1 protein-coding gene is annotated in these 254 nt (G+C 46.9%); it reads left to right on the forward strand.

Features of this window, described 5'->3' with window-relative positions; genetic code table 11:
* Positions 1-254, forward strand: a 254-nt coding sequence (locus E8Q33_RS15135) for a proton-conducting transporter membrane subunit (RefSeq protein ID WP_305792046.1), incomplete at both ends; no start/stop codon positions are given.

The raw sequence follows: 254 nt of genomic DNA on the forward strand, positions 1-254 counted from the left end.
GCTGATGGTGCATATCTACACCATCGGTTATATGCATGACGATGACGGCTACAGCCGTTTTTTTAGTTATATCTCGCTGTTTACCTTCTCGATGCTGATGCTGGTCATGGCCAATAACTTTATGCAGCTGTTTTTTGGCTGGGAAGCGGTTGGCGTGGTTTCCTATCTGCTGATTGGTTTCTGGTACAAAAAGCCCACGGCGATTTACGCCAATCTCAAGGCATTTCTGGTCAATCGTGTGGGTGACTTCGGTT

This window comes from Methylophaga sp. SB9B (assembly GCF_004832235.1).
Taxonomy (GTDB): domain Bacteria; phylum Pseudomonadota; class Gammaproteobacteria; order Nitrosococcales; family Methylophagaceae; genus Methylophaga; species Methylophaga muralis.